The 25,627-nt window shown below is 35.0% G+C and carries 26 protein-coding genes, 1 tRNA gene and 1 pseudogene; 18 read left to right on the top strand and 10 right to left on the bottom strand.

From position 1 onward, the window contains the following. Nucleotides 1–9: 9 nt before the first annotated feature. Nucleotides 10–1,260 (bottom strand): relaxase/mobilization nuclease domain-containing protein, encoded by a 1,251-nt coding sequence (locus N4T20_RS18025; protein WP_035627444.1) that lies wholly within the window; start codon nucleotides 1,258–1,260, stop codon nucleotides 10–12. Continuing rightward, nucleotides 1,245–1,637: a plasmid mobilization protein gene (locus tag N4T20_RS18020; RefSeq protein WP_035627485.1), complete on the bottom strand. Its 393-nt coding sequence runs from the start codon at nucleotides 1,635–1,637 to the stop codon at nucleotides 1,245–1,247. The genes N4T20_RS18025 and N4T20_RS18020 overlap by 16 nt, the downstream gene beginning before the upstream one ends. A gap of 397 nt (nucleotides 1,638–2,034) precedes the next feature. Here N4T20_RS18020 and N4T20_RS18015 point away from each other — a divergent pair, with 397 nt between their 5' ends. From N4T20_RS18015 to N4T20_RS18005, 3 genes are all read left to right on the top strand, one after another. Beyond that, nucleotides 2,035–2,325 (top strand): hypothetical protein, encoded by a 291-nt coding sequence (locus tag N4T20_RS18015; protein ID WP_035627442.1) that lies wholly within the window; start codon nucleotides 2,035–2,037, stop codon nucleotides 2,323–2,325. Nucleotides 2,326–2,541: 216 nt separating this feature from the next. After that, nucleotides 2,542–4,062, top strand: a complete 1,521-nt coding sequence (locus N4T20_RS18010; RefSeq protein WP_035627439.1) for a MauE/DoxX family redox-associated membrane protein — start codon at nucleotides 2,542–2,544, stop codon at nucleotides 4,060–4,062. A 100-nt stretch (nucleotides 4,063–4,162) separates the two neighbouring features. Then, nucleotides 4,163–4,447, top strand: coding sequence for a DUF6520 family protein (locus N4T20_RS18005; protein WP_035627438.1), 285 nt, complete (start codon nucleotides 4,163–4,165; stop codon nucleotides 4,445–4,447). Nucleotides 4,448–4,498: 51 nt separating this feature from the next. Here N4T20_RS18005 and N4T20_RS18000 read toward each other — a convergent pair whose 3' ends face one another. After that, a complete protein-coding gene (locus N4T20_RS18000; RefSeq protein WP_260670497.1) occupies nucleotides 4,499–4,987 on the bottom strand; it encodes a S9 family peptidase in 489 nt (162 codons plus the stop codon). A gap of 13 nt (nucleotides 4,988–5,000) precedes the next feature. Here N4T20_RS18000 and traN point away from each other — a divergent pair, with 13 nt between their 5' ends. Genes traN through N4T20_RS17980 form a run of 4 tightly spaced genes read left to right on the top strand, consistent with a single transcriptional unit; the run spans nucleotide 5,001 to nucleotide 7,356 of the window. Then, nucleotides 5,001–5,570: a conjugative transposon protein TraN gene (gene traN, locus N4T20_RS17995; protein ID WP_260670496.1), complete on the top strand. Its 570-nt coding sequence runs from the start codon at nucleotides 5,001–5,003 to the stop codon at nucleotides 5,568–5,570. Between the two features lie 15 nt (nucleotides 5,571–5,585). Further along, nucleotides 5,586–6,737 carry a hypothetical protein gene (locus N4T20_RS17990; RefSeq protein ID WP_083342586.1) on the top strand — a complete coding sequence of 384 codons (1,152 nt, stop codon included), beginning with the start codon at nucleotides 5,586–5,588 and terminating at the stop codon, nucleotides 6,735–6,737. Between the two features lie 5 nt (nucleotides 6,738–6,742). Beyond that, nucleotides 6,743–7,045, top strand: a complete 303-nt coding sequence (locus N4T20_RS17985) for a hypothetical protein (RefSeq protein WP_026983253.1) — start codon at nucleotides 6,743–6,745, stop codon at nucleotides 7,043–7,045. 35 nt (nucleotides 7,046–7,080) lie between these two features. Beyond that, nucleotides 7,081–7,356 (top strand): hypothetical protein, encoded by a 276-nt coding sequence (locus N4T20_RS17980; RefSeq protein ID WP_012026320.1) that lies wholly within the window; start codon nucleotides 7,081–7,083, stop codon nucleotides 7,354–7,356. Between the two features lie 349 nt (nucleotides 7,357–7,705). Here N4T20_RS17980 and N4T20_RS17975 read toward each other — a convergent pair whose 3' ends face one another. From N4T20_RS17975 to N4T20_RS17950, 6 genes and pseudogenes are all read right to left on the bottom strand, one after another. After that, on the bottom strand, nucleotides 7,706–9,013 hold the full coding sequence (locus N4T20_RS17975; protein WP_035628624.1) for a site-specific integrase: 1,308 nt from the start codon (nucleotides 9,011–9,013) through the stop codon (nucleotides 7,706–7,708). 291 nt (nucleotides 9,014–9,304) lie between these two features. After that, nucleotides 9,305–9,385: transfer RNA gene (locus N4T20_RS17970), tRNA-Tyr, on the bottom strand. A gap of 427 nt (nucleotides 9,386–9,812) precedes the next feature. Continuing rightward, nucleotides 9,813–10,199, bottom strand: a pseudogene (locus N4T20_RS17965) (TlpA family protein disulfide reductase); the annotation flags it as partial. Nucleotides 10,200–10,217: 18 nt separating this feature from the next. Further along, nucleotides 10,218–10,979 carry a DUF4369 domain-containing protein gene (locus tag N4T20_RS17960; protein WP_260670495.1) on the bottom strand — a complete coding sequence of 254 codons (762 nt, stop codon included), beginning with the start codon at nucleotides 10,977–10,979 and terminating at the stop codon, nucleotides 10,218–10,220. A 262-nt stretch (nucleotides 10,980–11,241) separates the two neighbouring features. After that, a complete protein-coding gene (locus tag N4T20_RS17955) occupies nucleotides 11,242–11,682 on the bottom strand; it encodes a KTSC domain-containing protein (RefSeq protein WP_129747705.1) in 441 nt (146 codons plus the stop codon). A gap of 1,083 nt (nucleotides 11,683–12,765) precedes the next feature. Further along, complete coding sequence (locus N4T20_RS17950; protein WP_260670494.1) at nucleotides 12,766–13,011, bottom strand: hypothetical protein; 246 nt, start codon at nucleotides 13,009–13,011, stop codon at nucleotides 12,766–12,768. 86 nt (nucleotides 13,012–13,097) lie between these two features. On the opposite strand from N4T20_RS17950, the gene N4T20_RS17945 reads away from it, so the two are divergent. The 9 genes from N4T20_RS17945 (at nucleotide 13,098) to N4T20_RS17905 (ending at nucleotide 21,766) form a co-directional block, all read left to right on the top strand. Next, nucleotides 13,098–13,640 carry a hypothetical protein gene (locus N4T20_RS17945; protein WP_260670493.1) on the top strand — a complete coding sequence of 181 codons (543 nt, stop codon included), beginning with the start codon at nucleotides 13,098–13,100 and terminating at the stop codon, nucleotides 13,638–13,640. Then, entirely contained in the window at nucleotides 13,640–13,786 is a 147-nt protein-coding gene (locus N4T20_RS17940) for a hypothetical protein (protein WP_203418311.1), read from the top strand. Before N4T20_RS17945 ends, N4T20_RS17940 begins: the two co-directional genes overlap by 1 nt. A gap of 105 nt (nucleotides 13,787–13,891) precedes the next feature. After that, nucleotides 13,892–14,125 carry a hypothetical protein gene (locus tag N4T20_RS17935; protein ID WP_111289368.1) on the top strand — a complete coding sequence of 78 codons (234 nt, stop codon included), beginning with the start codon at nucleotides 13,892–13,894 and terminating at the stop codon, nucleotides 14,123–14,125. Continuing rightward, nucleotides 14,115–14,495, top strand: coding sequence for a YchJ family protein (locus tag N4T20_RS17930; protein WP_409559639.1), 381 nt, complete (start codon nucleotides 14,115–14,117; stop codon nucleotides 14,493–14,495). Before N4T20_RS17935 ends, N4T20_RS17930 begins: the two co-directional genes overlap by 11 nt. A 106-nt stretch (nucleotides 14,496–14,601) precedes the next feature. Then, the gene (locus N4T20_RS17925; protein ID WP_260670491.1) at nucleotides 14,602–15,720 is read left to right on the top strand and encodes a vWA domain-containing protein; all 1,119 of its coding nucleotides are present in this window, start codon (nucleotides 14,602–14,604) and stop codon (nucleotides 15,718–15,720) included. Nucleotides 15,721–15,857: 137 nt separating this feature from the next. After that, nucleotides 15,858–17,321 (top strand): magnesium chelatase, encoded by a 1,464-nt coding sequence (locus N4T20_RS17920; protein WP_260670490.1) that lies wholly within the window; start codon nucleotides 15,858–15,860, stop codon nucleotides 17,319–17,321. Between the two features lie 304 nt (nucleotides 17,322–17,625). Beyond that, entirely contained in the window at nucleotides 17,626–18,480 is an 855-nt protein-coding gene (locus N4T20_RS17915; RefSeq protein WP_260670489.1) for a DMT family transporter, read from the top strand. Between the two features lie 454 nt (nucleotides 18,481–18,934). Continuing rightward, a complete protein-coding gene (locus N4T20_RS17910; protein WP_260670488.1) occupies nucleotides 18,935–20,221 on the top strand; it encodes a Glu/Leu/Phe/Val family dehydrogenase in 1,287 nt (428 codons plus the stop codon). Nucleotides 20,222–20,542: 321 nt separating this feature from the next. Further along, on the top strand, nucleotides 20,543–21,766 hold the full coding sequence (locus tag N4T20_RS17905) for a sterol desaturase family protein (protein WP_260670487.1): 1,224 nt from the start codon (nucleotides 20,543–20,545) through the stop codon (nucleotides 21,764–21,766). A gap of 142 nt (nucleotides 21,767–21,908) precedes the next feature. On the opposite strand, the gene N4T20_RS17900 is transcribed toward N4T20_RS17905, so the two are convergent. Then, nucleotides 21,909–23,507, bottom strand: coding sequence for a DUF6377 domain-containing protein (locus N4T20_RS17900; protein WP_260670486.1), 1,599 nt, complete (start codon nucleotides 23,505–23,507; stop codon nucleotides 21,909–21,911). A gap of 484 nt (nucleotides 23,508–23,991) precedes the next feature. On the opposite strand from N4T20_RS17900, the gene N4T20_RS17895 reads away from it, so the two are divergent. Both N4T20_RS17895 and N4T20_RS17890 read left to right on the top strand, forming a co-directional pair. Further along, nucleotides 23,992–24,513: a DUF5004 domain-containing protein gene (locus N4T20_RS17895; protein WP_260670485.1), complete on the top strand. Its 522-nt coding sequence runs from the start codon at nucleotides 23,992–23,994 to the stop codon at nucleotides 24,511–24,513. 8 nt (nucleotides 24,514–24,521) lie between these two features. After that, nucleotides 24,522–25,604, top strand: a complete 1,083-nt coding sequence (locus tag N4T20_RS17890; RefSeq protein ID WP_260670484.1) for a hypothetical protein — start codon at nucleotides 24,522–24,524, stop codon at nucleotides 25,602–25,604. Nucleotides 25,605–25,627: the final 23 nt, after the last annotated feature.

Below are 25,627 nucleotides of genomic sequence, written 5' to 3'. Positions count from 1 at the left end.
TTTTATGTGTTAATTATTATCGGACTGTCCTTTTCTCCTTCTTTTTTTTCGCTTGTTTTTAAGCTCTCTGGGAAGGTAATCTGACGGCGTTCCGGCGTAAAGCACTTCATCAATTATCCGCTGCACTTCCCCTGCGGAAATAAAAGAGCCGTGCTTCTTAGCGGTACCATCAGGAACTGTATACTGCTTCTCATAATGAGAGGAATGGCCCAGACGCTGCAGGAGACCTTTGGCTGCATATCCAGGTCCCAGACTGCTTCCGTTGAAAACGCATCTGGTGTTATGATCTATGTACGTCATGCCGTATATTAGCCCCTGTTCATTTTTTCTGACAACTGCCGTAATGCCCTGGTTAGCCAGCCGCGTTTCAAGCTGCGAGAGCGTAATGTTTGGGTATTTCAAAAGGAGCAGGTCCACCGCATTTCGTGTTCTTTTCATGTTTATCATGCGAGAAGTTTTGGAGTCGGCAAAATTAATTTCAAGCCGGGAAAGGGTTGGCTTGGAATAAAAACTACTGGCTTTTATAGGAACTCCGACAGTCTTTTTGTTCTCATCCAGAATCTGGTAGACCAGCCCTTTATTCTGAAACATTTTTGAATTTTCCTTTCCCCTTTCCGCCTTCACGTTATAGAGGTTCAATACTGCGTTCAGCTCACCCAGCGTTGTGTATTTGTAGTGCGGAATAACTGCATTGAGTACACTTCCGATGGCTGTCTTGGAATGTATTGCCCCATATTTTATTTTTTCCGCATCGATGTCATTAATAAGTGCCGGACTCTGTTTTCTTCTCGAGTCCGCCCGAACCAGATTAAAAGAAATCTCCAATTCTTTGCGAGCAGTTTCAGACTGGTTTCTTCCAATATTGTGCATGTTAATTCTGGATCCGTCTGCCCGCACATTTATGGATGCGATATGAAGGTGGGGATGTCCCGCATCGTGGTGCTGGTAGACCAGATAAGGCTGTGCGCCGAATCCAATTTTCTCCATATAACAACAGGCAATCTGCATGAGTTTCTCTTTGGATAAATCCTTGTCCGAACGGTCAAAATTCAGTGAGATGTGCACAGCGCAGCGCTTGACATTTTCATTGAGCTGGAGCTGTTTTAGAAATACGCCGAGCTTAAAAGATTCTGACATTTTTTCAATATCGATGGGATAATTTCCCTCGCCGATGCACACAGCTGCACCCTGGGAAACTTTATTCTCATTGTACATGAAGATGCCTCTAATCGAGTGTCCTGTGTTTATGACTGCAACCATTTTTGGGCGAGATTTTCAATTTGTTTTTTTATTTCTTCAACCAGCGAAAAATATTTTTTTCTTTCAGATTCAAAAGACAGAATCCAGACTCTTAAATCGGAAATTTCAAAAAGGGTATGGAGTTTTTTAACGCTCTGATTGAAATTATTTCCCATGAAATTCAGCTGTGTTCTGAGCTGGATAAGCTCCTGCAGCAGCTTATCCAGCGACTCGTTTCTATATCTCATTACAATGGGTTTTCTCAGCAGATTTCTGCGCACGAAGTCACTGCGTTTACGGCAGGCTGATGCTTTGAAATTCTTATCAATAAAATCAAATTCTTCTTTGGTCAGCCGGATGTGCAGCCATCTGTTTCTGCCGCTTTTTTTTTCTTCCATGATCTTTTCATTTTCTGTTTCAATTTCATTCAACCTTAAATTTTTACTGCCAGCGAGTTCCGAGCAGAGGGGCAGCAAGATTTTTGGTTGTGATACAACCAGACATCTTGCTGACTGCAGAAAACCGCAGTCCGAAAGCTTCTAAAAGTCTTTTTTCAGCTGTAGCAATCAGCTAAGAAGAAGCTGTCATCCCTATTAAAAATTAAAGGAAATCCATTCAGAATCTGCTTTAAAAATCTAAAATGCACCAATTGAACAGGTTCTACGGATTTACATGAGAGCTAAATTAGAAAAGGCCTCCAAGCCCTGCAATCCTCCCCAAATTTTGAGTAGGGTAAATAGGGATGATACTTTATAATTTTACGGTAAGTGAAATATTAATTTAAAATGATGAAGTATGATTACAGTAAATGATGCGGCCAAGGTTTTTGATACGGTGCTGAGTATCCCTGGCATGAATGAGCCGGTGAAAATGGATTTGAAAATTTCACGAAAAAATGTGCTGCTTTTAAGCCATTTGATACAGGACGGGCTGAAGATAAGAGAAGGATCTTCGGTACTATTGGAGAGCATAAGTGAGCAGGGAAGGACAGAACTGGAGAGTCTCTCTCAAGAGTGCCTGCAAAAAGCAGGGCTTATAGAGCTGCATGAAAAACTTGCCGGAATCAGTGCCTCGATAAAAGGCTGATTTCAAAAACAATTACAATGATTTAATGCCTGCGCTATTCTTACAAAGTGCAGGCATTTATTTTTTATGCCATCTCAAATGTAAAACTGCCTGATTTTCAAAGTTTTTGGCTTGATTTTTAAAGTCTTTATGCGAAATTTCGTATTTACATTTGTGTAAGATAATCATCTAATAATATATGATTTAAAAATGAGATAAACTTAAAATCTTAAGATTATGAATTCACGTCGATCGATAAAAAATCTTGTAATACAGTTAGTTTCTTATTTATATGTTTTATTGTTTGTATATGCTGCAATAAGTAAACTGCTTGATTTTGAGAACTTTCATGTGCAGTTGTCACAATCTCCTCTATTAAGTGCTTTTTCATCATGGATAGCTGTGTTAGTTCCAATTGCAGAACTTCTTACTGCTATATTGTTAATTACGTCAAGATTTAGATTGTGGGGACTTTATTTTTCTCTTATACTGATGGAAATGTTTACGGTTTATATATTTATTATTCTTCACTTTAGTTCTTTTATTCCTTGTTCGTGTGGTGGTGTGTTAGAAAAGATGAGCTGGAATGTGCACCTGCTTTTCAATTTAACATTTATTATTCTAGCGGTTTTAACAATTTTATTAAGTTCCAATGGCGGCGAAAGAAAGTATACTTTTAAAAGTTACCTAAAACCTATAAGACTAATCTGCTTTTGCTTAGTTTTTAGTGTAGTTAGCGTCACATTGCTTTTTCTTTCCTCAGAAAATATTATGCATTATAACAACCCATTTATCAGAAGATATCCTGTGCATGCAGCAGAGTTTATTTACGAGATTGATTTGAAATTCAATTCATATTATTTTGCCGGTTCCGATGAGAAAAAAGTTTATCTCGGTAATTACACCAATCCTTCACAGGTTTTATTAATTGATAATAAAAACAAACAGATTAAAAGGGTTAGAATATCATTTTCTCCAAACAAAATACCATTTAAAAATATTTCCATAGCAGTCCGTGATTCCTCGTTTTATTTATTCGATGGGAGTGTCCCAAAATACTTTCAGGGAAGTCTGAAAAATTGGAAAATTAATAATGATTTTGATGGATTTCCTTATTTTACAAAAGCATTGCCTCTAGACGATTTTAGCGCAGTATTCCGATCTAATAATGCAAAGAACGCAGCAAACGTACTTGGAATTTACAACACATCGGATACGTCTGGCAGGATTAAATATAAAAGAGATTTATTAGAGCGGCAGACAGATGGAATTTTTGATACAGATGGGATGTTATTATACAGCCCAAAGCTAAAAAAAATCGTGTATCTCTATTACTACCGGAACGAATTTATAATTGCTGATAAACTTGGAAATTTATCTTATAGAGGGCATACTATAGATACAATAAAGAATGTCAAGATAAAAACTGCATCTTTAAATAATGATAAAGAGAGAACTATTTCTTCGCCTGTTTATATTGTAAATGCACATTCTGCTGTTTATCAAAATCTACTTTTTGTAAATTCAAAGATAAAAGGAAAAAATGAAATCGATAAGCTTTGGGAACGTTCCTCTATAATTGATTTGTATGATATTAAAACTAACAAATATCTCCTGAGCTTTCCAGTTTATCATATAGGAAAAAAAAGACTGCGTTCTTTAACTATAACTGAAGAAAATTTATATGCTTTGATTGATAAAACTCTTGTTGTATATAAGTTTAGTGATATCATTAAAAAGGAAATCTCATCACATTAAATATTTTATAAAAACATTAAGATATACCGGCCGGTGTCAGGATTAAGATCGAAAACCTGTAGAAAAAAGTAGATCACACTATAATTTAAAAATTAAAATCATGAAAACTTTAAGTTTAAAAAATCTGCTGCCAGCAGGAGTTATAGCTCTGGCAGTCTGTGGTGCATTTGCAACCACTTCGATGCAGAGCGCTTCGAAAAAAACAACTACCCTGACACAGGGGTATAATGCCTTGTCAAACAACAAATGTGGTAATGTGTCAGTAGATTGCGACGACGCTATAAGTGAAAATTTTTGCCACATTTCAGGTGACTCTGGACCATTGGCCTATGAGAAAACTACAAACAATAATTGTGTAACGCCTTTATATCGTTATGACAATTGAATCCATTATTAAAATGACAATGCAGTTCATAATTTGAACTGCATTGTTTTTTTATTTTGTACCCTTTTCAATCCACATAGCGGATTGGTCATTTTTTAAGAAGTAACGAAACCAATCCATTGTACGTTCTGTAACATCTTTTTGATTTAAAGAATTTATCAATAGATGATTCTCATCTGGATACTGCAGCATGATACATTTTTTACCAAGTCGGCGCAGCGCTAAATAAAATTCAAAACTTTGGGATGGATTTACTTGCGAATCAATTTTACCTGTCCATAATAATGTGGGCGTATTTACATTTTTTACGTGGGCAATAGGTGAGTTTGACCAATAGGATTCTGGTGCTTCATAAGGTGTTGCCAACATTGTCCACTGTTCAATTCCAAATCTCCACATATCAGGTTTTCCAGATCTACTGTTTATAGTGTGATAGTAACTGTTCAGATCCGTAATCGCACCACTAGCGATTGCAGCAGAAAACAGCTGAGTTTGAGTAATAATGAAAGAAGATTCAAAACCTCCGTAAGAATGTCCCATCAGACCAGGGAAATTGTACGTTTTTGTACTGAATTATGACGATTCCTGCCCTGACTTAAATTTTAAGGCTGAAAATGCAGTGGCTGCAAGCAGGGACGTGCTGTTTTCTTTAGAAAACGAAAATCAGAAAAGGATCGAACAGTGTGCTTGGTCTGCGTATTCAAAAAAGAAAAAAATCAGTGGTCTAAAAAAATCAAAGTATCAGATCAGACTAGAGGTGAACGGCATCTTTATCCAGCAGGATGTTTTGTATCTGCGTGTTGTTTTTGAAAACAAATCAAAGATTAACTACGATATTGATCAGTTTCGTTTTTTTATTAGGGATAAGAGAAAATCAAAACGAACAGCCTCACAGGAAATTGAATTGGAGCCTTTGTATGCAACTTCATCATCTTCTGTAATTCCTTATAAATCTGAAATAATAAAAGTCTATGCGCTGGAGAAATTTACTATCCCTGAGAATAAGTATCTAACCATTCAGATGATTGAAAAAAACGGGGGGCGAAATTTGGAATTAGATATAAATAATAATCTGACTAATCTGGTATTTCCGATTTCCGAATTAAGCAGTGACACTTTTTAAGCTTTAAAATAAATTATGATAATCAATTTAGCTGACACTGAAATGATGCTGTCGTTTGCTGAGGAAATGGCTTATAACGGCCATCGATTTGCCGCCTTTAATACCGATGAGATGACTGATACCGACACAATTGAGTTTTTTAGAAATCCCTTGGATGCGAAGGAGTACTGTCTGGTTATGACCAATGATGTGAATTATTTTCAGAGCCTGCCGATTGAATCAGTTATCGACGACTTGCGAGCAGTTTTGAATAGCGGGGCAGATACTTCCGAAAATGAAGCAATAGAACTTACTGGATTTGCCAAAAGGGAAATAGATAGGAGAGAAATTTTAGAAAATAATTTAAATGAAAACGCAATGAATGAGAAAAATTTAGAATACCTGAAAGACCAGTTAAAATATACTGGATTTGGAGAAACGTTCGATGCTGAACTGCGAGAGAACATAATGAAGGGAGATAAGGATTTTAAAATTATGCACACCGGCATTATGAACAATGGTCTGCCAAATAAGGATACCTTAACTGTAGAATTAAATTTCAAAAGGTCTGAGCAGACAGATATGTACTTTTTTAATTCCTATCATGTCAATCTTCAGAAAGAAGAAAACAAACCTGGTCTGGAACAGACCTTCTACATCAACAAAGACAGCGCCAGCATTACAATGAAAGAGGCTTATAATTTGATGGAAGGCAGATCTGTCAATAAAGATCTTAAAAACAAAGAAGGGGAGAGCTATAATTGCTGGCTGAAAATCGACTTTAAACAATCTGACAATGGTAATTTTAAGCTGAACCAATACCATCAGAATTATGGGTATGATTTGGAAGCAAGTCTGGCAAAACATTCAATCAAAGAGCTCAATACTCCGCAGTATAAAGAAGACCTTTTAAATTCCCTTAAAAAAGGAAATCTTCAGTCAGCGACTTTCGTAGTTAGCGGTGTTGAAAGTAAAATGTTTGTGGAGGCAAATCCCCAGTTTAAGACTGTTAATGTTTATGATGAAAATTTACAAAGAATTAATCATCGAGAGAGTAAGGAAGAGAAAAAGGCTGAATCTCAAAAAGAATCAGTATCTAAAGATCAAAAAAAAAATCTAGATTCTGATGAAGGTGATTCAGGGAGGAAAGATAATAAAGTAAAGAAAAGAAAAACTCCCTCACTTTAAAAGTTATGGAAAAATTAAAGCCTTTATCGGATTTTTTCACCGCAATAGAGAATGATTACCGGATTAGTCCAATGCATATTGCCATTTATGCAGCTCTATTACAATTTAGATCCGTTAAGGGCTTTATTAATCCAATTTTTGTCTTTAGCTCGGAGATTATTGTTATTGCTAAAGTTTCTTCAGCAAATACGTATCATAAATGTGTCCAGGAACTTCATCAGTATGGATACATAAAGTATAGACCATCTTTTAAAAAAAATCGTGGAAGTGAAGTATATTTTTTGTTTTCAGCTGACGCGGACATTTAAAGGTTCTGCAATTAATAATTTTATGAAATTGTACTATGAATGAAATTGTAACCAAGGAAGATCTGAGACAGTTTGGTCTTCTTCTAGTAGATAAAATACAGGCTTTATTTAAAGATAAGGATTCTGGACGGAAAGAAACTTTGGAACCAGAGTGGATTAAAAGCAAGTCTGTGAGAAAACTGCTTGATATTTCAGCAGGTTCAGTACAGAATCTTAGAACAAGCCAAAAAGTCCGTTTCAAAAAAGTGCTTGGGTCGTACTACTATAATAAAGAAGATCTTCAAAAATTATTTGATGATGATAAACACTAGGAGATTAAAAGAAAGCTATATAATGAGTTATCTGTCAATGTATAGTAATGATCCTAAACTAAATGTCTGGCATCTATCAATTTTGACAGCAATACTAGGATTAGGCTATAGGCAGGGCCAAAGAAGAAGGATTAAAGTCAGCCGCAGTAAAATTATGGAGCTGTCACATGTGAATACGCTGCCGACTTATCATAAGTATTTTAAACAGCTTCAGGATTTAGGATACATTAAGTACACCCCATCTTATCATCCAGGATATAAAAGCGAAGTTAAGTTGTGTAAAAGGAGGCTATCTCAAAATATTTGAGATAGCCTCTTTTAATTTTAAATATATTTTGAAATTTATTGATCACGAAGAAATGTTGTATTTCTTTTTGATTGCCTGAATTTCCTTTTCGAGCCTACTGAGAACCGCCAAATCAGGTTTAGATATTTTGGATCCAGTTTTATTGAGTTTTTTATTGAGAATAGACATTTCACGACCGATTGTGGCCTGCTCAGTTATAGCATATGCCTCAGTCTGTTTTACCGATGCATGACCCAGCAGTTCTTTAACTACATTAATAGGGACGTTGTTATTTAATGTCACAGTGCTTCCAAAAGTACGGCGGGCCATATGCGTGTTTAATGTAAAAGGAAAGCCACACAAGACTGCCACCTCTTTTAGATACTCATTCATTTTCTGGTTGGATGAAACAGGAAGCACGGTTCCACGCTGGATACACAGCGGGTGCTCTTTATATTTTTCAACTATTTTCAGTGCTTGGGGAAGAAGAGGTACATTAAATGATGAGTTTGTTTTCTGTCTTTCGGACATAATCCATAGATTTCCATCAATGCCTTCTTTGATATCAGTTTTCTTTAATTGATAAGCGTCTATGTAAGCCAGGCCAGTGTAGCATTGGAAGACAAATACATCCCTTACGACATTGAGCCTGTCAGTTGTGAAATAATGACTTTCAAGTTCGTACAATTCCTGTGCGGTGAGTGGTTTTTTTACCAGTTTTGTTTTACGTCCCTTAAAGTTCTTAAATGGGTCCTTGGTGATTAACTCCTTATCAATGGCGCGGATTACAATCTTTTTGAAATTTGCAATATACTTTAGGGTGGTGTTGTTGCTGCAGTCGCGTACAGTTCTAAGGTAAAACTCGAAGTCCTTTACAAACTCAAGATTCAAATCCGCAAATTCAAGATCGTGCTTTTTAAGCTTGAATTTGATAAAAGCAGTCAAATGGTTTTTAGTAATGGTAAACCGGTCAAGGGTGCCTTTTGCATAGCCTTTTCCAAGAAGCGCCTCCATTTCATCATTATGCTTTTGAAATTCTTCGAGCACCTTAATCTTTGGCGCTGTCCTTCCCAGAACCTCGTCCATAATTTTCTCAGCGGTTATGGTTTTGCCGCTGTACATCATTTCGGTTTTGATTTCATTGATTTTTAAAGTCAGCGAATCCAAAAAGAAGTTTAGGGACTTTGCATCTTCCTTTGAGCCGATTGCTCTTTCGAACCTTTGATCCCATCGTGTATTATCCCATTTTCTCTTAGTTGAGCTTTCCTTACGGATACCGTCAACAGTTATTCTGAAATATACGATCCATTCTTTACTTTCTATTTTGGGTCTTTTTAAAAAGAATCCCAAACCAAAACTGCTTTCCAACATAATCCTACTTTTTAAATTAATAAATGTAGAATAATATTACTGCCAAATCAAGTCGTTAATCTTGTTAACCCCTGTAATATAAGGGATTTTCATTGTTTCTGGTGCACTTTTCAGCGCGCCGGAAAGTGCACCGATTCTGCACCTTTAATTTTGTGAGGATTTATAAATATTGAAAATAGGCTTTAAACGAAAAAAACCTGCAAATCGTTGAATTTGCAGGTCTTCAGACATTTTTTGTGGCTTTTTGAAAAGATTGAAAACTTTAAGTTTTCCGCCTTTTTGGCCTTTCCGTGGGGAGAGCAGGATTCGAACCTGCGAAGTTTTCACAGCAGATTTACAGTCTGCCCTCGTTGGCCGCTTGAGTATCTCCCCGATTCTCTAGCGTTGCGCTTATTTTTTTAAGCGGTTGCAAAGATAGGAACGTTTTCTACATTTCCAAACAAAAAAAGGACTTAATTTTAAGTTATTTTAAAGTCGTTTTTTAATTAGTTGGAATTGAATAAAATATAGAAAATCCAAATTGTGATTTTTCAAGTTTATTTTTAGAAATAAGATTATTCTTATTCGATTTGTGGTTTTGTCTTTGGATTTAGATTGTAGAAAAAACGTTAGATACTAGTTTTACTGGCGTGTTGAGTAAGTGTTAACAAATGATTTTTTATTTGATATTGATCTGAAATTAACTTTTTCGTCGACTCTTTGTTTCTTTTTGATGAAGTTGTATTTCTAAGTTTCTGAACGCGGTATAAAACAAAAAAATCTCCACAAGGGAGATTCTTTTGATTATTTTATAAGATGATTATTTTGATAGCAATTCTTTGATTTTTGCTTTTAATTCATCACCTCTTAAATCTTGTGCAACGACTTTTCCTGATGCATCCAAAATGAATGTTGCAGGAATAGATTCAACATTATATTGTTTAGCAATTGGCTCGTCCCAAAATTTCAGATTAGAAACTTGAGTCCAAGTTAAGCCGTCTTTTGCAATAGCTTCTTTCCATTTTGCCGCATCTTTGTCTAAAGATACCCCAATAATATTTAATCCTTTTGAATGAAACTCTTTGTATAGCGCTACAACATGAGGATTTTCTTGTCTGCATGGTCCGCACCATGAAGCCCAGAAATCTACAATAGTAACTTTGCCTAAGCTTTCTTTAAGCGAAACTACTTTTCCTTCTGGATTTGGAGCCGAAAAATCTGCTCTTCATTTAGCGTTGCCTACCGCTGGAGCTGTTGCACCAACAGATGGCATTTTTGCTTGGCCAAATCTAGTTTTGATTTCTTTTCCTGGAGCAGTGTTTTTTAAAGACTCATCCAAACCATTGTAAAGTCCTTCTAATTTTTTCATATCTGCTGTTGGATCATTCAATAAACTTTGGATAATTAAAGCGGTAATGAAAGATTTTGGGTGACCTTCAGCGTAAGTTAAATATTTCTTTTTGCTGCTTTCTTGCACTTCTTTCTGAATTTCCATGTATTGTTTCATCAAGCCATTGATAACTGCTGTATCTTGTGCTTGCTGAGCTTGCTTCATTTTGTCGTTATTCTTTTTCTGGAAATCAATTAAGCTTTTTTGAGTTTTATTCATGTCTTCCATGAAAGCAAAATACTCATCATTGTTGTAAGTTCCAGAAATTTTAGTTTTGTGGATGCTATCTTTATCAATAGCGATATTAATTTCTCCAGTTTCAAGGATGAATGGGATAGGACCATTAGCGCCTTGTAAAATTAATGTGTGGAAAGCTGGTTCAGTAACTTTTCCTTTTATTTCAAATTTTCCGTTTTCAACTTTTACTGTATCAAGAGAAACTGGCATTCTCGTAGCAGGGTCTTGACCTTGTAAGATGATAGTTTTTCCGTTTTCAATTCCTGTAGCTGTACCTGTAATAAGGTATTCTCCATCTTTAACTTTGCTGCAAGAAATGATAGCTGCAGAAGCTGTAAGTACAAAAAGTATTTTTTTCATTATAAAAAATTAATTAGTTAATTGATTTGTGTGACAAAAGTATCTAAAATTATAAAACTTACAGAATTTTGTAACCTAAAATTTTGTTATAGTTTTTTTGGGTTTAAAACCCATGAAATCAGCGTGTTTGTTGGCTTGATTTGATGAAATACTCTTAATGTGGAACATATTTCAGGGTTCTCAATTCGATTTTTTAAATTTTAGGCATAAAAAAAGCACTCGTTTAACAGAGCGCTTTTTTGTAAAATATGGTATAGTAAAACTATTCTTGATTTGTTTTCTTTCTCCAGGTAAAAGCATTTAAAATGTGTCTTTTTGCAAATCTTGCAGGAGAATCAGCATTTACCATTTTCACGTAAGTTGCTTTAGGAACACTGATGTATTCGTAAACACTTCCGTTAGAAAAATCAATAATTAAACGCCCTTCAACAAATTTAAAATCTGTAATAGAGCAAGTTGAAATTGTTTCTGTGTACTCAGGTAAATTAAGTTTGATAGTATCAGGGTGGATGCTTACTAGAAAGTGGTAAGCTTCGATAATCGTTTTACTTTTTTCTTCTGCTTCTTTAAGACCAGCTTCATTTCCAACAAATTTATCAGGATGAGATTCTTTCATCGCATTGCGATAAATTGTTTTTAAATCTTTTAATTCTGCAGTTTTGTCTACGTTTAGTAACTTGCGGTATTCAACTATTTTTTTCATAAATAAAGGTAACTACTTGTCTATTAGTTTGAAATCGTTTTGTTTTAGTTCAAATCGACAAATTTTTTGCAAAGGTACACTTTTTTTTAACTTTTCAGTTTTGATCGAAAAAATATTGAAAAAAGTTAACCGTAAGTTTATTTAACCGCAAAGGTTGCAAGGAAATTTTAACCGCAAAGAGCACAAAGAATTACGCAAAGTACACAAAGCTTTTTTTTGAGATTCATTAAAATGAAAAGTTCGCAAAGCTAAGTCAGCACAAAGCTTTGCGAACTTAAATATTCTCAATGCATAATGTTTAGCAAAAATTAACTTTGGGTTCTTTGCGGTAAATATTTTTTTAATCGCAAAGAGCGCAAAGAATTACGCAAAGCACACAAAGATTTTTTTTGAGATTCATCAAAATGAAAAGTTCGCAAAGCTTTATATAAAAACTTTGCGAACTTAAATATTCTCAATGCATAATGTTTAGCAAAAATTAACTTTGGGTTCTTTGCGGTAAATATTTTTTTAATCGCAAAGAGCGCAAAGAATTACGCAAAGCACACAAAGATTTTTTTTGAGATTCATCAAAATGAAAAGTTCGCAAAGCTAAGTCAGCACAAAGCTTTGCGAACTTAAATATTCTCAATGCATAATGTTTAGCAAAAATTAACTTTGGGTTCTTTGCGATAAATATTTTTTTAATCGCAAAGAGAGTAAAGAATTACGCAAAGCACACAAAGATTTTTTTTGAGGTTCATCAAAATGAAAAGTTCGCAAAGCTAAGTCAGCACAAAGCTTTGCGAACTTAAATATTCTCAATGCATAATGTTTAGCAAAATTAACTTTGGGTTCTTTGCGGTAAATATTTTTTTATCGCAAAGAGCGCAAAGAATTACGCAAAGTACACAAAGCTTTTTTTTGAGATTCATCAAAATGAAAAGTTCGCAAAGCTTTATATAAAAACTTTGCGTCCCGAGGCTTCGGGATTGAGTAAACCTTAGCGTGCTTTGCGGTAAAACTTTACCGTTCCAACAAAACTTGAAACTTGAAACTTGAAACTTGATCCCGAAGCTTCGGGAGAAACTTGAAACAAAAAAATTATTCCGGCTTATGATTTGCCTTATCAAAATTTCTTGATTTTTTTGGATATTTATCATAGCTCATATCGCTTGGGTTTTCAATAACAGATTTTATTGTAATCCAATCGCCTAGATTAAATTTAGCCTGAACCATTTTGTAGTCTAAAAGATATTCTCCGCAGAAATAATTATTATTTTCATCTTTTTCGATAATGCCGGTAAAAACTCCTTTTTGCGGCATTTTTTGTTCTGAATCTTTAGACATGATTTTTTTGTTTTGAATTAAGGCACAAAGGTAAGCAATTTAGGTTTGGTTTAGGGAGTTCGCTGTAATCTGAGTATATTTGCAGTATGCAAAAAAACTTTAAGCCACATCCCAATTCTTTTAAAAATACCTTTTGCGCGTTTAATGAAGTGCTTCCAGACGCCATTCAAGGGTTGAAAAAACAATTTGAAAGTAAAGCAGGAAGCTCTTATTATTATACTGAAGAAGGAATGTATCGCGTTTCTAATCATTGGGGGAGGCTGGCAAACAGTAAATGGCGCTTGGTTGCCCGCGATCCAGAAACAGAATCGAAGACTAAAATTGGTTTTGCAAAATGGACAGAATTTTATCCTGATAATGCTACAGAAAAATTATATTACATAGAAGCCGATTACGAAAAGAATCTGGCCAATTATCAGCATAAAAACAATCCTGAGTATGACGGAAAAGCGATTTTAAGAACTAGTGCTGAAACCGCAAAAAGACTAAAGCAGATTAGAAACCTGCAGCAGCTGACCAATTGGGCTAAGCATTTTGATTATGACGATATCGATGATTTGAGAAAACAGCTTATCAACGAACTGATTTTTACCGAAAAAACGTTAGAACAAATCAAAAGAGAAGTATAATGGGACGCAATAACGAGAAAAATATCAAAAAGCATAATGATAAATTGCATAAAGCCCAGGCAAAAGCCAAACAAGCCGAAATTGCAAGAAAAGAAAAGCTCAAAGAAATAGTAAAGAAGTACAACGAAAGTAAAAACGAAGAGTAAAATATTTGTTTCAGGTTTCAAGTTTCACGTTACAAGTTAACGCAGCGAACTTGAAACCTGAAACCTGAAACTTGAAACCTGAAACTTGAAACAAACAATAAACAAATGAATAGTAAATTCGAAACACTAAAAGCAAACGTACAGGAAATCATTGATTTGATCGCGGCGAAAAATGACAGAGAAGCAAACAACAAATTGTTGGAAGTAAGCGAAACGCTTGACGAAATGATTGATTTTGCTGAAGAGGATGAAGAAGTGAGAGAAATCACTCGTTATCAAGTTTTGTTAAATCAGCTTCATGTAAAAATTAATGGAGAAGAACCAGTCGATGGAGAGTAAAAAATGTTGCTGCGATACAGGATTGCTTTTTGAGAATTGCTGCGGATTGTATCTGAATGGCACCCAAAAAGCGCCTTCAGCATTAGCCTTAATGCGTTCCAGATATTCAGCATATGCAACCCACAATGCCGATTATTTAATAGAAACAACTTATTTTTCAGAAAGAAAATATTATTCGAAACCTGAAATTTTAAGATGGGCGGTTTCCAATAAATGGCAGAAGCTGGAAATTTTGAGTTTTTCTCAAAACACAGTAGAATTCAAAGCCTATTTTTTAGATTCGGATAATAAACCGCAAGTGCACTATGAATTTTCTACTTTTAAATTCGAGAATGAAGCTTGGTATTATTTGGATGGAAAGTTTGAATAATTATTATATCTAACACTGTTAGTTGAGATTTTTGGTTAAATATTTTAACTAAAAATTAATAAACGATTCGTTTTTCATAATTCCAAAAAGATGTAATTTTAGAATTATGAAAAACGAATTTAAAAAAGGCTTTTATTTTAAGACTTACGAAGCTCCTTTTCAGTCTCCGTTTGACAAACTTTTTACGATTTTTAAAGAGTTGATCACCCATACTTCGGGCGATTTTGATGAAGCCATCAGTTGGCTTCGGGAACTGGACAAAGAATACAAACTTACAGACGAAAATTATACTATCGACGATTTTATCGAAGATCTTAAGAAAAAAGGATACATCAGAGATGAAGTAAAAGGCGATGGAAGTTCTGGTTTTGGCATTACGGCAAAAACCGAAAGAGCGATCAGACAGCAGGCTTTAGACCAGATTTTTGGAAATTTGAAAAAATCTGGAAACGGAAATCATAAAACAAAATATGCTGGAAGCGGCGATGAGCATACAGGAGAATTCCGCGAATATAATTTTGGCGACAGTTTAGAGAGAATCTCGTTGACTGAAAGTCTTCGAAATGCACAAGTCAATAATGGTGTCGAAAGTTTTATGCTGACTGAAAACGATTTGATCGTAGAAGATGCTCAGTACAAAGCCCAAATGAGCACAGTTTTGATGATTGACATTAGCCATAGTATGATTTTGTATGGCGAAGATCGTATCACTCCTGCTAAAAAAGTAGCTATGGCCTTGGCTGAGTTAATTACGACAAGATACCCGAAAGATACCCTTGATATTTTAGTTTTCGGCAATGATGCCTGGACAATTCCTATCAAAGATCTGCCTTATTTGCAAGTTGGGCCTTATCATACCAATACAGTTGCGGGCTTGCAATTGGCGATGGATATTCTGCGAAGAAAACGCAATACCAATAAGCAGATTTTTATGATCACTGACGGAAAACCAAGCTGTGTTCGGGAGCGCGATGGTTCTTATTATATGAATAGTAACGGATTGGATGAATACATTGTCGATAAATGCTATACTCAGGCACAGCAGGCAAGAAAACTTCATATTCCGATTACGACTTTTATGATTGCTAGAGATCCATATTTACAGCGTTTTGTGAATCAGTTTACGGAGGCTAACCAAGGAAAAGCATTTTATACCGGAATTAAAGGTTTGGGAGAAATGATTTTTGAGGATTATGAGGCAAATAGGAAGAAGAGAATTAAATAAGGGACAGAGGTTCTGAGGGACAAAGGTTCAAAGTTTTTTTTGTAGAGACGCACTGCAGTGCGTCTAACACATCGATTGTCACGCTGAGCAAAGTCGAAGCGCAAATCAATAAATAACAAAATCTATATTTCAACACAATGGAAATAAATACTATAAAGACATTAGGTCAATTAAAAGCCGCTGGATATAAAAGTACAAGCATTAAAGATGAATTGCGAAATAATCTTCGCGAAAAAATCAAATCGGGAAAACCTGTTTTTGAAGGGGTTCACGGATTTGAAAATACTGTTATTCCCGAATTGGAAAGAGCAATTTTATCTCGCCATAATATCAATTTACTAGGGCTTCGCGGACAGGCTAAAACGCGTTTGGCGCGCAAAATGGTTGAGTTATTAGATGAATACATTCCGTATGTTGGAGGTTCAGAGATTAATGACGATCCGTTAAATCCGATTTCTCGTTTTGCAAAAGATTTAATTGCAGAAAAAGGTGATGAAACTCCAATTGCATGGCTGCATAGAAGCGAACGTTTCTTCGAAAAACTGGCAACTCCAGACGTAACAGTTGCTGATCTAATTGGAGATGTTGATCCTATAAAAGCCGCAAATCTTAAATTATCGTATGCAGACGACCGCGTAATTCACTTCGGAATGATTCCGAGAGCCAATCGCTGCATTTTTGTAATTAACGAATTGCCAGATTTACAAGCAAGAATTCAAGTGGCATTATTTAATATTCTGCAGGAAGGCGATATTCAGATTAGAGGTTTTAAACTCAGAATGCCTTTGGATATGCAGTTTGTTTTCACTGCAAATCCAGAAGATTATACCAATAGAGGAAGCATTGTGACGCCTTTAAAAGACAGAATCGGTTCTCAGATTCTGACACATTATCCAGAAAGCATCGAGATTGCAAGAACGATAACAGAACAGGAATCCAAATTAGACAGAAATCAGACTGATGTTGTTTACATTCCGAGTTTGGCCAGAGATATTTTAGAACAGATAAGTTTTGAAGCGCGTGAAAGCGAATATATTGATAATAAAAGTGGAGTTAGTGCGAGAATGAGCATCACGGCATTCGAAAATTTAATTAGTACTGCCGAACGCCGAGCGCTAATTTCTGGAGCTTCAATAACAACTTTACGTTTATCAGATTTTATTGGAATCATTCCAGCGATTACCGGAAAAGTAGAATTGGTTTATGAAGGAGAGCAGGAGGGGGCAAATGTTGTAGCTGAAAGCCTAATTGGGTCTGCAATTCGAACATTATTTCCTGAATACTTCCCTAAGATTGAAAAATTGGAAAAACCAGACGAAAAAACGCCCTATTCTGATATCGTGGAATGGTTTTTCGCGGAAAGCGGTTTTGAATTATTAGATGATGCCTCTGATGCAGAATACAAAAGTATTTTGGACGAAGTTGCGCCGTTAGATGATTTATTAAAAAAATATCAGCCTCAATTGGCAAAAGATGATCAATATTTTATGAAGGAATTCATTCTCTGGGGATTGGTCGAATATAAAAAATTGAGCAAAGACCGATTTGCAAAAGGAAATCAGTTTAGAGATATTTACGGAAGTTATATCAGTAAGTTCTAAAACGATATTTAAGAATAAAGTTAAACCCGACAGCTATTGAAGTCTGTTGGGTTTGTTTTTTTAACACATATCTTGATAGCTGCTTGTCATCCTGAGCGAAGTCGAAGGATACGCTAGAAACTCGACAAAGATTGGCGAAATGCTGTAAGGAGCTACTTGCGTCCTTCGACTTCGTTCAGGAAGACAAGTAGGAGTGACTCTATGTGTTTGAAGGATAATTTTAATCTGGTCTACCGTGTTTTTCAAAACCGGCTGAATCTTTTTCATTACTAATGCTGTACTTTTACAATCCAAATATAAATTTATGTTGTTCCTTATTTTAAGCATTTTATGCAGTGTTACAGTTGGCGTTATATTCAAAATTTCAAGAAAATACAATGCCAATCCTTCTCAGATAATTTCATTCAATTATATAGCAGCAATCGCCCTTTGCTATTTCACTTTTAGTCCAAATCTTAATGAATTAGATAATAACGCGCCTTTAGGAATTTATACCGCTGTGGGAATCCTGCTTCCGATTGTGTTTTTGTTTCTTGCGCTTTCGATAAAATTTATGGGAATTGCCAAAACCGATGCAGCGCAAAGATTGTCGCTCTTTATTCCAATTCTCGCAGCTTGGCTGTTATTTAATGAAGCTTTTAATACCTATAAAATAATTGGAGTTTTGGTAGGTTTTGCAGCACTTTTATTTATACTAAGAAAGCCATCAGATAATACTGAAAATAAATGGATTTATCCTGCAATGGTTCTGTTTGGTTTTGGCATCGTAGACATTCTTTTTAAGAAAATAGCTTTATATACAGTTGTTCCATATACAACATCGCTGTTTTTTGTTTTCCTAATAGCTTTTGCTGTTTCTGTTTTAATAGTGGTGTATAAGTTATTCGTAACAAAAGAAAATTTTACAGTAAAAAGCATCCCGTTCGGAATATTGGTTGGCGTTTTTAATTTCTGCAATATTTTATTCTATTTAAAAGCCCATAAAGCATTTGCAGAAAATCCGTCAACTGTTTTTGCTGGGATGAATATGGGAGTAATTGTTTTGGGAACGGTCATTGGAGCTTTTTTCTTCAAAGAAAAATTATCTAGAATCAATATTTTTGGACTTCTTTTGGCTCTTATAGCTGTCGTTTTTATCTTTTTTTCTCAATTGCAGTAAATTTTTTAAAAGCATAATCCGTTAGTTTACAGCTGTTTTTGTGAGAAAATGAAAATTGTTTTAAATTAACTCTACTAATTCTATAGAATTTATAAATATATTTTTGTAGCTTTGTCTCAACAATGAAAAACTTTAGTCAAAATATAAGAACGTCTTTTCCATGCTGCTTTGCGATGTGCTGCATGACGAATCACGTTTTGAAATGGCGTTAATAGAGAAAGTACTTGTTAGTTATTTTTTTTTTTAGCCTTTCATTGCACCATGAAAGGCTTTTTTTTGAATCGTTAAAAAATCAAGATATGAGAACCAATAGAAATATGAAAATTTTGATGCGCTGCTGCCAGATTAAAATTCCGTGTTGCATTAAAAAGGAAGAATTAAATAGAAATCAACTTCTCTAGCACAGAAGATCAATTAAATATAAAAAGATAACCCAAACCTAAAACTATATATTATGAGTTCAGAAATTATAAAACACAATCCGTTTCAATCTATGATTGATCGCTTTAATATTGCTGCAGACATTTTGAATTTAGATGATTCGATTAAACAAAAGCTGCAGTGTCCTGAAAAACAAATCACGGTAAACTTTTCTATTACTTTAGACAACGGAAACGTTCAAAATTTTGAAGGATATCGTGTCATTCACAACACGGCTTTAGGGCCTTCAAAGGGCGGAATTCGTTACGACACCGCTGTTAATTTGGATGAAGTGAAAGCACTTGCCGCCTGGATGACCTGGAAATCTGCTGTAACTGGAATTCCGTTTGGTGGAGCAAAAGGCGGCATTATTTGCGATCCTAGAAATCATTCTAAAACAGAATTAGAAAAAATTACAAGAGCGTACACAAAAGCTTTATCAGATATTTTTGGACCGGAAAAAGATGTTCCTGCACCAGATATGGGAACAGGTCCAGACGAAATGGGCTGGCTGATGGATGAGTTTTCAATACTGCACGGAAGGCCTATTCATGCAGTAGTTACAGGAAAGCATCTTCATTCGGGAGGATCTCTAGGCAGAGTAGAGGCAACGGGAAGAGGGGTAAGCATTATTACGATTTTGGCTCTTCAAAAATTAAAGATCAGACCGGCAAGAGCTACTGCGGCAATTCAAGGATTTGGAAATGTCGGATTGCATTCTGCCTTGTTCCTGCATGAAAAAGGAGTGAAAGTTGTAGCCGTGAGCGACGTTTCTGAAGCGTTTTACAACCCGAACGGGATTAATATTCCAGAACTGATTTTATATTACAATTTGAATAATAGAACCATAAAAGGATACCCGAATTCGGTTGCCATAAAACATGAAGATTTATTGCTTTTGGATGTCGATGTTCTAATTCCTGCGGCTAAAGAAGATGTAATTACGCAGAAAAATGCAGGCGATATTCAAGCCAGAATTATTGTTGAAGGCGCCAATGGTCCAGTTGCTTCAGATGCAGATCAGATTCTGCATGAGAAAAATATATTAGTTGTTCCTGATATTTTAGCCAATGCGGGCGGTGTAACCGTTTCTTATTTCGAATGGCTTCAGAATTCGCTTTTGGAGTCTTGGAGAATTCATCAGATTAATAAACGTCTGGAGGATATATTAGAGAAAGGTTTTGAAACTGTTTTTAGAGTGGCAGTAAAACACAATGTAACGCCTCGTATTGCCGCTTATATTATTGCTTTGAAGAAAGTAGCCGAAACACAATCGGTTAAGGAAGTGGCGCTGGAAGCTCCTTTGTTTAAGCAGAATTAAATCAGGTTTACTTCGTAAAAGGTCATTTTCGTTGATTGCGTTTTTTGTCTGCTAAAAACGTAATTGATGGAAATGTCTTTTTCGTTTGTGCGGTTAAGTATAATTTTTAACTCGTGAGTTGAAATTCTAACACATAGAAACATAGTCTTTGCAAGTTTAGAAAAAGGCGTTTCACTAATTTCAATACACATAGCTATATATGTGTGTTAAAGCTTGCTTTTTTTGTAATCTCAAGCAGAAGTAATGAAAATCTATGTTTCTATGTGTTAAAATTAAATTGCTCAATACATAAATTTTTAGAATCGAAAAGTATCATATTAAATGAAAAACATCAATTTTCTAGCATTTGCCATGCCGGCCTTTTTTCTTTTTTTGTTTTTGGAATATAAGCTTGCTCAACGCAGAAAAAAGCCTGAAATTTTCAATTATGAAAGTTCCGTCTCCAATATCTCGATCGGAATTGCAGAACGATTGATTAACTTATTTGTTGCGGCCAGTTTTTATCAGTTGTATTATTTGATTTACGACGATTATAGAATATTTGAGATTCCGAGTAATGCTTTAGTTTGGATCGGATTAATTCTCGCTACCGATTTTGTCTGGTATTGGTATCACAGATTAGGGCACGAAGTCAATTTTTTCTGGGCGGCGCATATTGTCCATCATCACAGCGAAGAATTTAATTTTACCGCAGCGGCAAGAATTACTACATTTCAGGCGATTATTAGGACTGGATTTTGGTGTGTGCTGCCTCTAATTGGTTTTCATCCAAGTATGGTCATTACCATGCTGATTGTGCACGGTGCTTACTCGTTCTTCACGCATACGCAGCTTATAGGAAAAATAAAATGGCTGGAATATGTTTTCGTAACGCCTTCTGTTCATGGAGTGCATCATGCTTCTGACGAAAAATACCTAGACAAAAATTATGGCGATATGTTCACCTTTTGGGATCGCCTTTTTGGAACTTTCCAAACCGAAGAAGAAAAACCAAAATATGGATTAACGCATCCGCTGAAAAGCTATAGTTTTTTGTGGCAGCATTTTCATTACTATTTTGAAATCTACGAATTATGGAAACGCTCCAGCGGATTCAAAGCCAAATGGAATGCTGTTTTTGGGAGTCCAGCCGATATGGATCAGGATATTCGCCCGATTTTGGAAAAACGTTTTCTGCAGGATAAAGCAGCTCCAAACCAGAGGCTCCGATTTAAAAATTACCTTTATGTGCAATTAGGAATCTGCACCTTGATTCTGACTATTTTTACGTATTATTTTGATTATTTAGAATTGTATGATAAAATGTTTGTCCTTTCTTTTGTAATTATCACCTTAATTAATTGTGGTGCTTTATTAGAACAGCGCAAATGGATTTATTATCTGGAATATGCTCGTTTAGCTATGATTTCGACTTACTTTCTATATGAAGAAGATTTAATCGCATTTTTCTTTGTTCCAATTGCTGCTATGATTTTTGCTGAGCAACTGTTTTCATTAAGTACGATTTATCAAAATACCATTTTGCAGTTGGAATCTGTGGAGTAATTTTTTTTTTAGCCACGAATTCACGAATTATTTTTTAATATCTATTCGCGTAATTGTTGCGTACAAATTTCACGTATCATTTTAAATAAAAATTCGTGAATTCGTGGCTAAAAAAAACTTAGCATCTCAGCATCTTAACAACTTAGATCGTCTTAATCTCCATAATTTTCTGCTCAAAAGTATCTTTAAAATCAGATTTGCTTTTAATTCTGGTTTTGTAGGTATAGATTGTAGCTACAGAAAGTTCCAGAAATTCTGCCATTTGGCTGCTGTCTTGAATTCCTAATCTGTACAAGGCAAAAATTCGTAATTCGGTATTCAGCAGTTCGCCTTTTTTGACAATACTTTTATGATCGTTTGGAAATAAATTATTGAAATCGGTTACAAATGTCGGGAAGAGCTTCAAGAAGATTTCATCAAATTGATGGAAAAGATTTTCGCGCTCTTCCTTTACATTATAGCGCTTTAAACTCGCAATAACTTCATCGGTTTTTTTGGTGATGATTTTATGCAGCGTACTCTTTTGAATATGATCTATTTTGTTAATGAAAGCCGAAGTTGCTTTAATGAAATAGGTAATATATTCTTCTTTGATTGCATTGGCTTCGCTCAAACTCACGTTCATTTCCTGCAATTGCAAGTACGAATCGGCCATGATTTTTCTCGCTTTATTTTTTTCTTTCAATTGTTTGAAAATGATGCCCAAGAAAACAAAAATGATAACCGTAAGAATTGTCAAAAGAATAATAATCTTTTCGAGTTTATCATTCTTATCTTTTACATTATTCAGCTGCGCTTTTTCAATAATCGGTAAAATCGATGAAATTTCAATTTTTCGATGTCTTGCGTTATAAAAAGTAGCATCATCCATCGCGATATTAATGTACTCGTTTGCTTTATCCAAATACCCCATTTTAAATAGTTCATTGGCTAAATTTCGAAGCGCAACAGTTTCTTTCGTTGCATTTTTAACATCGGCAATTGCTGCCAGAGCCAGATATTGAATGGCTTTTTTAGTATAGCCCCTTTCGGAATAAATATAACCAAGACTCGAAGTTGCGATTCCGTAATAATCAGGAGGCAAATTGTAATTGTTAATCCAGTAGCTGAATGCAAATTCGGCACCTCGCCAGTCCTGCTGCTTAAGGCGTTTCAAACTTTCTGCTGCCCAGTACTCATTGGTATTGGTTCCGATTAATTCTAAAGCTTTCTTTAAGAAATGATTTCCCTGTTGCACATAATGAATATTAAAGCGCTGGTCACGGTTATAATCGGCTAAATCATAATACGCACGGGCTTTGATGTTGTAATATTCAAACTTGTTTTTGAGATCCAGTTTAGTGTCATCAATAACGTTTAAAGTATCGATTGCCTCTTTAAAAAGTCCCGAAGACAGAAGCACAAAACCTTCTTTGATTCGGCTTTTAGATAAATATTTTGGATCTTTTAGAATTTTAGCTTTGATTTTAGACTGTTCTAAATAGTAGTAAGCAGAGTCATATTTAAAAGATTTGTATTCATCAAACAGCGACATATAGCAGTTGTACAGCTCTTCATTATTTTGGTTAAGGGTAAACTTAGATACATTTTTCTTTAAAGATTCAATTTTTCGATATTTCTGTTTCAGGTAAACATCTTTTTTCAAGAGTGCCTGATCTAGTTCTTCTAAATAAGGATTTGTCTCTTTTGCAATAAGAGAAAAACCGCCCAGGAAGAAAAGCAGCATCAATATTCTTTGCATGATTTTATTTTGGTTTAGGGAGAAAGGTTGATTGATAGATATAATTAGTTAATTCGTTTTAAAATTAAGAATAAGTTTGAGATTAAGCTAAACCTGTTTTTTTAGAATCTTGTAAATTGTTTAATAACATTGCTTTAGAAGGGGATTTTCTGACTGAAAATAAGCTGTAAATGTTAAAAACAGGTAATTTATTTGCAATTATACAATAAAAACCATTTATATATATGCATAGTGAAAAAAATATGCTCATTATTTTACATATTGTCATTTTTACCATTAAAAAACGGCCCATTTTCATCTAAACAGCGTCTTGATTTTTTACTTCTCTGTAAAAATATAAATAATTGATTGTTAGTTATTTGTGTTTTTTATTGCTTGAATTTCATCTTGATTTTTCTCGGATTTTTTTTTTAGGATTTATTTAAGGTCTAGTTTCGCTGTATCCTTTTGAAGGGGATAACAAACTAACGAAAACCAAAAATTTATGAAATGTAAAAGTCTTTATTGGTTAGCTTTTATGATGTGTTTTTTTGTAATCGGATGCGATAACACAGATGACGGAAGCTACGTAGAACCGATTACCCTTTATGAAAAAGTAAATGGAAATTGGGGATTAACAAATCTGAAAATGGTAGATGAAGTTGCGAAAGCAAATAAGATCGAACCAAACGAAGAAAACTTGAGTACTTATTTTAACTACGAAGATTTTAAAATCAAATTTAACGTAGACGATAAGAACAACCCAACAAGTTATGAAGTAACAGGAGATGTCCCTCCGTTATTTGCTCCAAAAGGGTATTGGGCATTAAGCTCAGATTTTCAGCCGACCAACGGTGTTGGAACAAAAATCTATTTGTACAGCGATGCGCAAAAAACGCAGAAAACAGATGAGTTGAGGCTGATTTCGGTTCCTGGTAAAAACAAGGAAATGCAGATTCAATTGGCGCATTCTTCTGGAGGTGTAGATTTTGTGTCCTATGTGTTTAAATTAAATGCTATTAATTAAAAAGTAATATGAAAAAGTTTATATATACAATTTTACTTGCCTTGTTGATGGCTCCTAATTTTATTATGGCACAAGAAGCCGCTGGAGCTGTAGGGCCAATATCATCATTTCCTGTTGTGTACAAATATGATGAACAGGTTACGTGGTATTTTGATATGTCTGCATCGACATTTGCAGAAACAGAAGATTTATACATCTGGATCTGGTCTCCATCTGAACCAGACGCGGGTCACTGGGAAAATTCTTCAGATTTTGCCAAACTGAAATATGAAGGAAACAAAATCTGGAGTTTTACTCTAACTCCAACCGTTTATTTTTCTAAAACACCTGAGCAAATCGCTAAGAGCGACGGATTTTGGTTTCGATTAAAAAATAAAAACGGATCTAAACAGAGTGATGTTGCCAATGTAGCGTACACTGATTTCTCGTCATTTTATACTTCTGGCGAATTGTTTAGACCATACCCATCAAAACCTTTAATTGATAAACCGATAAGTATTTTGTTTAATGCAAATCTTAACCCTGCCTTTGCTGGCACGCCTAGTGTGCATATGCATGGTGGATTAAATGACTGGGCTATTCAGCAAATGTACGAAGCTGCTAAACCAGATGTTGCTGCAAAAACAAAATTAAAAGACTTAGGCAACGGTTTTTATAAAATGGATTTTATTCCTAAGCAATATTTTAATGCACCGGATGATTTTGTAATGGAAAAGATAAATTTCCTAATGGTAGCAGAGAATTGGACAGCAAATTCTGGCGATCAGGTTATTTATGCAGGAGAATTTATTCCGCCGCCGCCGCCAAGTTTTGCTTTCTTTCCATCGCAAATCAGCCAAAAAGATTTTCTTGGGATGTCAAGAAAAAATAATGAGGCGGGTGTAAACAAATTGCTTTACACAATTACCGCTGGACCAAAGACAATTTCTGGTGAGTTTACTGGAGGAACTGCAGAAATTAAAGGTTTTGTCAATCTGGTTTCAGAACTAAACGGAGTTCCAAATTTAAGTGAAATCCACGTTTTGGTAAAAGACAATAAAGACAAAACGATTTCGGATACGACGATTCCGCTTAAAACTTTAGATAAATAATCACTATTAAATTAAAACACCAA

Origin of the sequence: Flavobacterium sp. TR2, from assembly GCF_025252405.1 — a bacterium.
Lineage (GTDB): Bacteria > Bacteroidota > Bacteroidia > Flavobacteriales > Flavobacteriaceae > Flavobacterium.
Note: the sequence above shows the minus strand (reverse complement) of the source record. Positions and strands in the feature narration are given on the sequence as shown.